General features: G+C 71.6%; 1 protein-coding gene. It reads left to right on the plus strand.

Annotated features, from left to right (window positions below; genetic code table 11):
* The first annotated feature begins 153 nt into the window (after positions 1 to 153).
* Positions 154 to 13,722: a type I polyketide synthase gene (locus NY1_RS20350; protein WP_233434405.1), complete on the plus strand. Its 13,569-nt coding sequence runs from the start codon at positions 154 to 156 to the stop codon at positions 13,720 to 13,722.
* Positions 13,723 to 13,743 lie beyond the last annotated feature (21 nt).

Below are 13,743 nucleotides of genomic sequence, written 5' to 3' on the forward strand. Positions count from 1 at the left end.
CCGTGAGCGCCGGCGCCGCCGATCCCGGCCGCTGCGCCGGCCACCGGCCAGGCCCCCTCGCTAGATTCCCAAATCCATTGGTGTAGTAGACATTTCACACCTGCGCGACGCTGAGGCGCGCAGGTGCGTGCTCGTCGTGAGGAAGGTTCTCGAGTGGTGACCCGATCGGATTTCCCCGTAGCTGTCGTTGGCATGGCGTGCCGGCTGCCGGGGGTTGCTGATCTCGACGAATTCTGGCGGCTGCTCGGCGCGGGCCGCGCCACCGTCGGCGCCGCCCCGGCCGCCCGCGCGAACCTCAGCGAACACGCGAGCTTCCTCGATTCGGTGAGCGATTTCGACGCGGAGTTCTTCGGCATCGCCCCCAACGAGGCCCGCTCGATCGATCCCCAGCAATTGCTGGCCTTGGAGCTGAGCTGGGAGGCCCTCGAGGATGCGGGACTGGCCGGCGCCGCCCGCGAATCACGGCGCGGGGGCGTGTTTCTCGGCTGTACCGGCGGTGATTTCGCGGAGCTGGTCACGGCCGCCGAGGGGCCCGGCATCACGCGCCACTCGCTGTGGGGCGCGACGCGCGGCATCATCGCCAACCGGGTTTCCAACTATTTCGGGCTCACCGGCCCCAGCCTCCTGGTCGACAGCGCCCAGGCTTCCTCGCTGGTCGCGGTGCACCTGGCGTGCGAGAGCCTGCGGGCGGGCGAGACCGATATCGCGCTGGCCGGTGGCGTCAATCTGATCCTGTCGCCGACCAGCGGTGAGCGGATCGAGCACTTCGGCGCCCAGTCCGCGCGCGGCCGGTGCTACACCTTCGACTCACGCGCGGACGGGTTCGTGCGCGGCGAAGGCGGCGGCGTGGTCGTGCTGAAGCCGCTGGCCCGGGCCATCGAGGACGGGGACCGGATCCACGCCGTGATCCGCGGCAGCGCGGTCAATACCGGGAACGAGCGGCGGGTGCTGAGCGCGCCGAGCCGCGACGCGCAGATCGCCGCGATTCGCGGCGCGCTCGAAGCGGCCGCCGTACCAGCCGATTCCGTGCAGTACGTGGAATTGCACGGCACCGGAACGCCGGCGGGCGATCCGGTCGAGGCCGCCGCCCTCGGCGCGACCTACGGCGCCGAGCGCGATCCGGACGCGCCGCTGGCGGTGGGATCGGTCAAGACGAATGTCGGCCATCTGGAGGGCGCGGCCGGCATCATCGGCCTGATCAAGACCGCGCTGTGCCTGCGGCATCGCGAACTGGTGGCCAGCCTCAACTTCGAACGGCCCAATCCGGCGATTCCCCTGGACGAGCTGCGATTGCGGGTGGTCGGCGCATCGGAGCGGTGGTCCGCGACCACCGTCCGGCGGGCGGGCGTTTCCGCGTTCGGCATGGGCGGTTCGAATGTGCACCTGATCCTGGACGAGGCGCCGCTCCCGGCGATCGCGGCCATTCGCGAGCCCGGGGACGTGCGCGAGGTGCCGATCGTGCTCTCGGCGCGCGATGAGGACGGCTTGCGCGCACAGGCGGACCGGCTCCGGGACTGGCTGGTGCGTCACCCGGAACTCGCCCCGGTCGATGTGGCGCATTCGCTGCTGACCACCCGCGCCCGGATGGCTTGGCAGGCAAGCTTTCTCGCGTCCGATCGGGAGCAGCTGCTGGCTGGGCTGGAGGCACTCGCCGAAAACGGCGGCGGTTCGGAATCGACTGCACCGCTACCGGATTCGAGCGACTGGGCGACAACCGGCATCCGGGTAGACTTGCCGCCGTACGCGTTTCGCCGGAGGGAGACCGCCGCGGATCGTGCGTTCCTCGAGACGCCGCCGGTAGCGGCCACCCCTTCGGAGCGGACTCCCGATACCGATGCCGACATCGAGCATCGCGCCCCATCGGACAGCATCCTGGCCCAGCACCTGGCAACGCTGCCCGAATTCCGGCACCGCACAACGGTTCTCGCAATCGTCCGCGAGCAGGCCGCCGCGGTCCTGGGGTACGAATCGGCCAGCTCGATTCGTGACGACCTGCCGTTCACCGACCTGGGGTTCGACTCGCTCAGTGGCGTGGAACTCCAGAAACGGCTGTCCCGGGCCACGGGCGTGGAACTGCCGCCCTCGCTGATCTTCGATCACCCGACCGCCACCGCGGTGGCCGATCTACTGAGTTCGCGCGCCACCGCGGCCGGTACCCGGCGCGGCCGGGTCACGCGGCGCACCTCGTCGGAGGAACCGATCGCGATCGTCGGTATGGGTGCGCGGTTCCCGGGCGGCATCTCCTCCCCCGCGGAGCTGTGGGAGCTGGTCGCGGCGGGCCGCGACGCCATCGGCGATTTCCCCGCCGATCGCGGCTGGGATCTGGATCGTCTCTACGATCCCGACGCCGACAAGGCGGGCACCGTCTACACGCGCCGGGGTGGATTCCTGGACGGCGCAGGCGATTTCGACCCGGCCTTCTTCGGCATCAGCCCGCGCGAGGCGCTGGCGATGGACCCGCAGCAGCGGGTATTCCTCGAAACCGCTTGGGAAGCACTGGAAGACGCCGGAATCGACCCGACCACCCTGCGCGGCAGCGATACCGGTGTATTCGTCGGCGCCTGCGCCTCGGGCTATTCCGGACTCGTCACCGGTGAGCTGGAGGGCTTCCGGCTGACCGGCACCTCGCACAGCGTCATCTCGGGGCGGCTCGCCTACGTCCTGGGCCTGGAGGGCCCGGCGGTGACGGTGGACACCGCGTGCTCCTCCTCGCTGGTGGCGCTGCATTCGGCGGTTCAGGCGCTGCGCCGGGGCGAGAGTTCCCTGGCGATCGCAGGCGGCGTGACCATCGCCGCGACTCCGGACCTGTACGTCGATTTCGCCCGGCAGCGTGGCCTTTCGCGCGACGGCCGCTGCAAGGCCTTCTCCGCCGCCGCGGACGGTGTCGGCTGGTCCGAGGGGTCGGGGGTGCTCGTGCTGGAGCGCCTGTCCGATGCGCGCCGGCTCGGGCACCAGGTCTTGGCGGTGGTGCGCGGCAGCGCGGTCAACCAGGACGGCGCGAGCAATGGGCTCACCGCGCCGAATGGGCCGTCGCAGCAGCGCGTGATCGAACAGGCCCTCGCCGACGCCGGCATCACCGCCGCCGAGGTGGATGCCGTCGAGGCGCACGGCACCGGTACGCGGCTGGGCGATCCGATCGAGGCGCAGGCGCTGATCGCGGTCTACGGACAGGATCGCGGCGACCGGGAACCGCTGCGGATCGGTTCGCTCAAATCGAATATCGGTCACACGGTCGCCGCCGCCGGTGTCGCCGGTGTGATCAAGACCGTGCAGGCCATGCGGCACCGGCAGTTGCCGCGCACGCTGCATGCGGAAACGCCTTCCCCGCACGTGGATTGGACCGCCGGTTCGGTACGGCTGCTGACCGTGGCCGAACCGTGGGAGCGCGAGGATCGGCCGCGCCGGGCGGGGGTGTCCTCGTTCGGGATCAGCGGCACGAACGCCCACGTGATTCTCGAGGAAGCGCCCGCCGATGCCACGGTATCGGCTGCGCCGCAGACTGATTCCGGCTCGCCGGGCAATCCGGTGCCGCTGGTCGTCTCGGGTAAGGGCGAGGCGGCGCTGCGCGCCCAAGCCGCCCGGTTGCACACGTGGTTGTCGCAACGTCCGCAGCTGGATGTCGCCGCGGTGGCGAGTGCGCTGACTTCGACTCGGGCACAGCTCGATTCGCGTGCGGTGGTGTTCGGCCGCGACCGGGACGAGCTGCTCGAACGGCTGCGCGCGCTCGCCGAGGCGGACGACGCGGCCGATGCGGGCGGCCCCGATATCGTCACCGGCGCCCCCGTCGCGGGCCGGACCGCGTTCCTGTTCACCGGACAGGGCGCCCAGCGCGCCGGTATGGGCGCCGGCCTCTACGACGCCTTCCCCGCCTTCGCGACCGCGCTGGACGAGGTGTGCGCACACCTCGATCCGCTGCTCGGACAGTCACTGCGCACGGTGATGTTCACCGATGCCGCCGGCGTGCTCGATCGCACCGAATGGACGCAGCCCGCGCTCTTCGCCTTCGAAGTCGCGCTGTACCGGCTGCTGGAAACGTTCGGAACGACGCCGGACGTGCTCGCGGGGCACTCCATCGGCGAACTGGCGGCCGCGCATGTGGCCGGGGTGCTGTCGCTGCCCGACGCCTGTGTGCTGGTGGCGGCCCGGGGCCGGTTGATGGGCGAGCTGCCCGAGGGCGGGGCGATGCTGGCCGTCGCCGTCGACGAGGAGCGAGCGCACGAGATCATCGCCGGACACGGCGGCCGCCTGTCGCTGGCCGCGATCAACGCGCCCGCCGCGACCGTGCTCTCCGGTGCGGCCGACGCGATCGACGCCGTCGAGAAAGCGCTGGCAGCCACGGGAATTCAGACCACCCGGCTGCGGGTCAGCCACGCCTTCCATTCGGCGCGAATGGATCCGATGCTGGCGGAATTCCGCACCGTCGCCGAGCGTCTCGCCTACCACCCGCCCCGGGTGCCCATCGTTTCCACCGTCACCGGCGACCTCGCGGACGAGACCATCGCCACCCCGGACTACTGGGTGCGGCAGGTGCGGGACGCGGTCCGCTTCGCACCCGCGATCACCACCCTGCTCGCGAGCGGCGTGCGGCGCTTCGTCGAGGTGGGACCGGATGCCATTCTCAGCGCGGCGACCAACCGGGTGCTGGCGGCCGATCCCGCCGGCGAGTCACCGGCCGCCGTGGTGGCCACCTCGCGACGGTCGAATGATCAAGTGCCGCAGCTGCTCTCCGCGCTGGCACAGCTCCACGTCACCGGTGGCCCGGTCGACTGGCGGCCGCTGCTGCGCGCCGCCGAGCGCCGAATCCCGTTGCCGGCCTACGCGTTCCAGCATCAGCGGTTCTGGCTGCGCCCGGTTCCCGTCGCGAGCACGTCCGGCGGTCACCCGATTCTGAGCGGCGTCGTCGGTGTCGCGGGCACCGACGAGTGGCTGTTCACCGGCCGGCTGTCCATGCGCGAACACGCGTGGATCAACGACCATGCGGCGCACGGCGTCGTGGTCGTCCCGAGTGCGGTCCTGGTGGAATTCCTGCTCGTCGCGGGCACGCGGATCGACTGCGGGGTGCTCGAGGAACTGACGCTGCAGGCGCCGATCGTCCCGGCCGCGGACGACGAGATCGAACTCCAGGTCGCCGTCCGGGCGCTCGAGTCGGGCCGCCGGCATTTCGACTGCTATTTCCGCAAGTCCACGGCTGATCCGTGGGTGCTCAATGCGACCGGCGCACTCGCGCAGGAGCATTCGGGCGATTCCGGGGCTTTGCGATTGCTCGGCCAGGCTTGGCCGCCCGCCGCGGAGACGCTCGACGCGGCGAGCATTCCGAGCCTGATGACAGCGGGCTCGGGACTCGAATACGGCCCGGCGTTCCGTGGCGTCCAGGGCGTGTGGCGGCAAGCGGACGCGGTCTTCTCCGAGATCGCCTTGCGCACCGAATCGGACAGCACCGCAGGCACTTTCGGCCTGCACCCGACGCTGGTGGATATGACGGTGCACGCCGGGCTCGCCGAACTGCTCTGGCGCGGGCTCGACCACGATCCGAACGCCGGGAAACTGCTGTTCCGTTGGGGCGGTGCACGATTGCATCGATCGTCCGCCGACGGTGCGGCGCGACCGGCGTCGCTGCGCGTCGCCGCCGTCGCGACGGGGCCGGAGACCATTTCCGTGGCCGCCGTCGACACCGCCGGCCGGCCGGTCCTCTCGGTGGATGCCGTCGTCATGCGCCCGTACGACGTGCGCCGATTCTTCGAAGGGCAGTCCCGGGGCACGGCAGATCTGTATCGGGTGCGCTGGGAGCGCGCAGGCGGCGCAGTCGGCGGCGACCCGGAGCGCATTCCGGCCGCGGTCACCTACCGGCCCGAGGTTCCTGGCGACGCACCGGCCGATATCCATTCCGCAACCCGGCAGGCGGTGAATGAGACTCTCGCCCAACTGAATTCGTGGCTGCGCGACGAGCGATCAACGGCTCGGCTGGTCGTCGTCACCACCGGCGGCGTGGGCGTCGCCGACGAAACCCCCGATCTCGTCGCCTCGGCGGTGTGGGGTGTGGTGCGCAGCGCGCAGTCGGAGCATCCGGATCGCTTCGTGCTGGTCGACGAGGACCCGGCGGCACCCCTGGACGCTGACGCCCTCGCCGCCGTATTGCGCACAGAGGAACCGCAAGTCGCGGTCCGCGGATCCGAACTGCTGGTACCGCGATTGGTTCGCGCCGAGACGTCCGGCGCCGACGTCGAGTCCACCCCGTTCGGCGCCGGAACGGTGCTGATCACCGGTGGCACCGGCGGATTGGGCGCACTGTTCGCCCGGTATCTGGTGACCGAATACGGTGTCCGCGATCTGGCGTTGACCTCCCGCCGCGGCCCCGATGCTCCCGGCACGGCGGCCCTGGTCGAGGAATTGGCGGCCCTGGGCGCGCAGGCCCGGATCATCGCCTGCGACATGGCCGATCGCGAATCGGTACGACAGCTCGTGAGCGGTCTGGCACCGAGCGCGGTGATACACGCCGCGGGTGTCCTGGACGACGGCACCATCGGCTCCTTGACGGCCGAGCAGGTCGACCGGGTACTCGCGCCGAAGGTCGCGGGCGCCTGGCATCTGCACGAAGCGACCGCGGACCTCGACCTCGCCGCCTTCGTGCTGTTCTCCTCGGTCGCGGGTGTGATCGGTTCGGCCGGGCAGGGCAACTACGCCGCCGCGAACAACTTCCTGGACGCCCTCGCCGAGCAGCGGCGCACCGCCGGACTGGCCGCGACCTCCCTGGCCTGGGGACCGTGGGGCGAAGCGGGCGGTATGACAGGCGAGCTGGACCGCGTCGCCGTCGCGCGCTGGGATCGCCTCGGGCTCGGTCAGATCGAGCGCGCGGAGGGACTGCGACTGTTCGATGCCGCACTCGCGAATCGGGCGGCGCGCCTGGTTCCGCTGCGTTTCGACGCCGCCGCCCTGCGGCGCGGATCCGACGGCCGCGCACTGCCGGCGGTCCTGCGCGGATACGGACGCCCGCGCACCGAGGTCGTGCCGTCCGCCGGTGCGGTTCCCACCTTGGCCGCGCGGCTGGCCGAGGCGGCGTCGGACCGCGGCGCCGACCTGACCTTGGAAACGGTGCGCGCCCAGGTCGCTACCGTCCTCGGACATGATTCCGGCGATTCGATCGACGCCGAGACGCCGTTCCGGGAACTGGGCCTGGATTCCCTGGGCGGTGTGGAGCTGCGCAATCGGCTCGGCAAGGCCACCGGCCTGACGCTGCCCTCGACCCTGGTCTTCGACTATCCGACGCCCGCGGCGGTGGCGAAGCTGGTCCAGTCCAGAATCGCGCCGGCGGCGCCATCGATCGCGCAGCCGACGGCGACGCGAACCGGCAGCACCGACGAGCCCATCGCGATCGTCGGCATGGCCTGCCGCTACCCGGGCGGTGTCGAATCCCCGGACGCACTCTGGGATCTGGTGTTCACGGGATCGGACGCCACCAGCGACTTCCCCGACGACCGCGGCTGGGAACTGGACCGGCTCATCGATCCGGACCCCGACCATCCCGGCACCACCTATTCCGGTCGCGGCGGGTTCATCACCGGCGCAGCCGATTTCGACGCGAACTTCTTCGGCATCGGCCCGCGTGAGGCCGTCGCGATGGATCCGCAGCAGCGCCTGCTGCTCGAAGTGAGCTGGGAGGCGCTCGAACACGCGGGCATCGACCCGAACTCGTTGCGCGGCAGCGATACCGGCGTCTACGCGGGCGTGATGTATCAGGATTACGAGGCGCTGACCCGCAATGCCGGTCCGGAGGTCGAGGGCTTCGCGCTCACCGGCTCGCTGGGCAGCGTGGTCTCCGGACGGATCGGCTATGCCCTGGGATTGGCGGGTCCCGCACTCACGGTGGACACCGCGTGTTCGTCCTCGCTGGTGGCGCTGCATCTGGCCTGCCGGGCGCTGCGGCAGGGCGAAAGCTCCCTGGCCCTGGTCGGCGGAGCCACGGTGATGGCCACGCCGGCGGTCTTCCTCGACTTCTCCCGGCAGCGCGGTCTCGCCTCGGACGGACGCTGCAAATCGTTCTCCGCGGCCGCCGACGGCGTGGCGTGGTCGGAGGGCGCGGCCGTGCTGGTCGTCGAAAGGCTGTCGGACGCACAGCGACTCGGCCACCGCGTGCTGGCGGTGGTGCGCGGCAGCGCGGTCAATCAGGACGGCGCCAGCAATGGCCTGACCGCGCCCAACGGACCGGCCCAGGAGCGGGTGATCGCCGACGCGCTGGCCGACGCCGGGGTGACGCCCGCCGACGTGGACGCCGTCGAGGCGCACGGCACCGGCACCACCCTGGGCGATCCGATCGAGGCGCAGGCGCTGATCGCGGCCTACGGGCAGGCGCGCGGCGACCGCGAACCGCTGCGGATCGGCTCGCTCAAATCCAATATCGGGCATGCGCAGGCGGCGGCGGGCGTCGGCGGCATCATCAAGATGGTGCAGGCCATGCGCCACGGCGTACTGCCGCGGACCCTGCACGCGGAAGAGCTGTCACCGCACGTCGATTGGTCCGCGGGAGCGGTGCGGGTGCTCACCGGCGCCGAGCCGTGGCCCCGTGGTGCGCGGCCGCGCCGTGCCGGTGTCTCGTCCTTCGGCATCAGCGGAACCAATGCGCACGTCATCCTCGAGGAGCCGCCCGTCGCGGCCGAACCCGTTGCCGCCCCGGCGAATCCGAACGTCACCGCCCTGATGCTCTCGGGGCGGTCCGAGGCGGCGCTGCGGGCACAGGCGGATCGCCTGCGGCAGTGGATGATCGAACGTCCGGCCCTGGCGGCACCCGACATCGCGGCGGCCCTGACCGGCGCCCGGGCGCGGATGGACTGGCGCGGCGGGGTCATCGGTCACGATCGTGACGAACTGCTCGCCGGGCTGGCGGCCCTCGCGGACGGCCGGGCCACCGCCACGACGGTCGCGGGTACGGCGACGCCGGGTCGCCTGGCGTTCCTGTTCACCGGGCAGGGTGCGCAGCGCCGCGGCATGGGCGCCGGGCTCTACCGCGACTACCCGGTCTTCGCGAGCGCCCTCGACGAAGTGTGCGCCGAATTCGACGCCATCCTCGGCGGATCGCTGCGCGCGGTCATGTTCGACGCGCCCGAAGGCGGCCTGAACCGGACGGAATTCACCCAGCCCGCGCTGTTCGCTTTCGAAGTCGCGCTGTTCCGGCTGCTGGAGTCCTTCGGCGTGATACCGGACGTGGTCGCCGGGCATTCCATCGGTGAGCTCGCCGCGGCCTATGTGGCGGGCGTGTGGTCGCTGCCGGACGCCTGCGCCCTGGTGGCGGCCCGCGGACGCTTGATGGGCGCCCTGCCCGAAGGCGGTGCCATGCTCGCGGTGGCCGTCGCCGCGGCGGACGCGGAAGCCGTGGTGGCCGGCTACGCCGATCGGCTCGCGGTGGCCGCCGTCAACGGTCCCGCCGCCGTGGTGCTTTCCGGCGACGAGGACGCCGTCGACGAGGTCGAGCGGCTGTTCGAGCAGCGCGGTGCCCGCACCAGCCGGCTCCGGGTCAGCCATGCGTTCCATTCCGCGCGGATGGACCCCATGCTGGCCGAATTCCGTGCTGTGGCCGCGGGTTTGAGCTATCGGCAGCCGCTGCTGCCGATCGTTTCGAACGTCACCGGCGCCGAGGCGGGCGACGCCGTCCTGGACCCGGAGTACTGGGTGGCGCAGGTGCGGGGCTGCGTGCGGTTCGCGCCGGGCGTGGACACGCTGATCGAGCGCGGGGTGCGCAAGTTCGTGGAGGTCGGTCCGGACGCGGTGCTCACCGCCATGACATCGGCCTGTGTGGCGCAGCACCCGGAGGTGGAGCCGAAATCCCTTGCGGTGGCGACCGCGCGGCGATCGATGGACGAGGCCGCCGCGTTCGTGACCGCATTGGCGCGGGTGGATGCCGCCGGGATCGCCGTCGACTGGTCGCGGGTGTACGCCCGGCCGTCGGCCCGGATCGAATTGCCCACCTACGCATTCCAGCGGCAGCGCTATTGGGCCCGGCCGGTGCGGGTGAACGATGTCCGGCGTTCGGGACTCGAGGACGCCGGGCATCCGCTGCTCGGCGCGATCGTCCGGCTGCCCGATTCCGAACAGGTGGTGTTCACCGGCCGGCTGTCGCTCGGCACGCATCCGTGGCTCGAAGACCATGCGGTCGCGGGCACGGTGCTGTTGCCCGGGGCGGCCTGGGTCGAGCTCGCGCTCCATATCGGAGCGGTGACCGAGCGGCCGCGATTGGCCGAACTGGTGATCGAGGCGCCGCTGCCGATACCGGCGGGCGCGGAGGTCGAACTCCGCCTGGTGACAGCCGCTTCCGGCGACTCGAACAGTGTTACGGCACAGTTCTATTCGCGGACCGAGCCCGCCGGATCCCCCGGCGACGACGAGCCGCGGTGGGTGCGCCATGCCGTCGCGACCCTCACCGGCGACGCGTTCGCCACCTCGGATCCGGAAGGCTCGCCCGAGTGGCCGCCAGTGGACACCGCCGCGGTCGCCGTCGAGGACGGTTACGCGGCACTGAAGGAACGCGGCTACGGATACGGGCCAGCCTTCCGGGGCGTGCGGGCATTGTGGGCGCGGCCCGGCGAGGCGTTCGCCGATATCGCGCTACCGGATTCGATCCGCGATCAGGCCGGGGAGTTCACGCTGCACCCCGCGGCCCTGGATGCCGCACTGCACACGATCCTGCTCGGCGGATTGATCTCCGTACCGCCGAGTGGTTCGGTGGCCGTGCCGTTCTCCTGGGAACTGGTCGACCTGCATGGCATCGGAGCGAACGCGCTCCGGGTGCACGCCAGGGTTTCCGGCGCCGGTCAGGGGACCGAGCGCATCGCCCTGTCCTTCACCGATCAGGCCGGCACGCCCGTCGGCGAGGTCGGGGCATTGACCCTGCGCACCATCGCGGCGGGCGCGGTCGGCGTCACCGAACCTCTTGGCTACCAGGTAGATTGGGTGGCCCAGCCGCCATCGGACGGTACCGTGCGGGTCGTCTGGGACGACAACACCTCCGATACCGCCGGGGACTACGAGACCGCCACGATCGACGGGCGCCGATACCGGGTCGCCCGCATCGAACCGGCGGCCACGAACGGATCCGTGCCGGATACCGTGCGCGAGAAGGTCATCGGCGTCGCCGCGCGGGTACGGCATCTGCTCGACGGCGACGATCCCGTCGTGATCGTCACCAGCCGGGCGGTCGCGGCCGAGCCCGGCGAGCACATCGATCCGGCGAGCGCCTCGGTGTGGGGCCTGCTGCGTACCGCGCAAGCCGAGAATCCGGACCGGATCGACCTCGTGGACGTCCGGGGCGATGACTATCGAGCGGGTGTGGAATCGGCGGCGGCGATAACCGGCGAATCCCAGCTGGCCGTGCGGGATTCGGCGGTGTACGCCCCGCGGGTCGCCCGCGACTCCGGCGCCCTGACCGCCCCCGGCGGCGCGGCCTGGGCGCTGACCCTCCGCGACAAGGGCACCCTGGCCGCGGAGAACTTCGGCCTGGACGAAACCTCCGGTGCGACAGTCGCTCTGGAGCCGGGGCAGGTCCGGGTGAGCATGCGAGCGGTGGGCCTGAACTTCCGCGACGTGCTCATGGCATTGGGCACCTATCCGGATCCGCTCGGCCGCATCGGCGGCGAGGGCGCGGGCATCGTGCTCGAGGTCGCGGCCGATGTCACCGAATTCGCCGTCGGGGACCGCGTTTTCGGCTTCACCCCCGGTATGGGCTCGGTGGTCGTGGTGGACCGGCGACTGCTCGCCCCGATGCCACGAGGCTGGTCGTTCGCGCAGGCCGCCGCGGTTCCGATCGTGTACGCGACCGCCTACTACGGTCTGGTCGACCTCGCCGAGGCCCGCTCCGGTGAGACGCTGCTGCTGCACGCCGCGACCGGCGGCGTCGGCATGGCGGCGGTGCAACTCGCCCGGCACCTGGGGCTGCGCGTCCTGGCCACGGCGAGCAAACCGAAGTGGAACGTCCTGCGCGACATGGGTTTCGACGATGCGGATATCGCCGATTCCCGGACCCTGGACTTCGAGCGGGAGTTCCTGGCGCGCACCGGCGGCGCGGGCGTGGACATCGTGCTCGATTCGCTGGCGGGCGAATTCGTGGACGCCTCGCTGCGCCTGCTCCCCCGCGGCGGCCGATTCGTCGAAATGGGCATGATCGACCGGCGCGACCCGGCCGAGGTCGGCGCGACCCATCCCGGCGTGCGCTACGCCAGCTTCATGCTGATGGAAGCCGGGCCCGAGCGGCTCCGGGAGATCCTGGCGGCCCTGGTGGAACTGTTCGACCGCGGCGAGCTGCGGCCGTATCCGATCACCGCGTGGGATCTGCGGCGCGCCCCCGAGGCCTTCCGTTACCTCAGCCAGGCCCGGGGCGTCGGCAAGAACGTGCTGACCGTCCCGGCGCCGCCGCGCCCCGACGGCACCGTGCTGATCACCGGCGGCACCGGCGGTTTGGGCGTGATCGCCGCACGCCACCTGGTCACCGCGCACGGCGCTCGCCGGCTCGTGCTCGCCAGCCGGCGCGGCGCGGACTCGCCCGGCGCGGCGGAGGCGGTCGCCGAACTCACCGCGCTCGGCGCGCACGTGGAAGTCGTGGCGTGTGACGCGGCGGATCGGGCGGCACTCGATCGGCTGCTGGCCGGCATCCCCGCCGAGCACCCGCTGACGATGGTCGTGCACGCAGCGGGCGTGCTGGCCGACGGACTGCTCGCCACCATGACCGACGAGCAGATCACCCGGGTGCTGCGGCCCAAGGTCGACGCGGCCTGGAATCTGCACGAGGCCACGGCGGGCCTGGACCTGTCGGCGTTCGTGCTCTACTCCTCGATCGCGGGTGTGCTCGGCACCGCGGGCCAGGCCAATTACGCCGCGGCCAATGTCTTCCTCGACGCGCTGGCGCACCAGCGGCGCGCGGCGGGGCTGCCCGCTACCGCCATCGCGTGGGGGCCGTGGCAGCAGAGCAGCGGGATGACCGGCGAGCTGACCGAAGCCGATCTGGCGCGGCTGCGACGAGAAGGCTTGCTGCCGCTGGATTCCCGCGCGGGCATGGAACTCTTCGACGCGGCGACCGCCGCCGGTCGTCCGGTCGCCGTGGCGGTCCGCATCGACCGCGACGCGCTCGGCGCGGGCGATCCGGGGAGTGTGCGACCGATCATGCGGGGACTAGCACGGCCCGCGCCGCGCCGTGGCGCGGCCACCGAACCGGCGGCGACGGTGGCTGATTCGGGACAGCTGGTCGCCCGCCTGCTCGGGCGTTCGGCCGAGGAACAGCAGCGGGTGCTGCTCGGTGTGATCGGCGTGCACGCGGCGGCCGTGCTCGGGCACACCGGCTCCGACGCGCTGGAACCGGATAAACCGTTCAGCGCGATCGGGTTCGACTCGCTCGGGGTGATGGAATTCCGCAACCGGTTGAAATCGGCGGCGGGCGTGCAATTGCCGGCCACCGCGATGTTCGACCACCCCACCCCGGCGGCCCTGGCCGATTTCCTCCGCCGGGAGCTGGTGCCCGCCGACGCCGCCGCACGCGCGCTCGCCGCCGAAGTCGACGCGCTCACCAGGAGTTTCGCCGCGGCGGAACTGACCACGTCGGAACGTTCCGACCTGGCCGGGAAATTGTCCGCGCTATTACGCAAGCTCGAGGACGCGGCGGCCGTCCGAACCGATCGCGGCGACAGCGCCGGCGATCTCGAATCCGCCGACGACGACGAGCTTTTCGATTTCATCGACAGCCTCTGAGCTGACAGACCAGGAGTTGCA

The sequence above is a fragment of the Nocardia yamanashiensis NBRC 100130 genome (genome assembly GCF_001613325.1).
Classification (GTDB): domain Bacteria; phylum Actinomycetota; class Actinomycetes; order Mycobacteriales; family Mycobacteriaceae; genus Nocardia; species Nocardia yamanashiensis.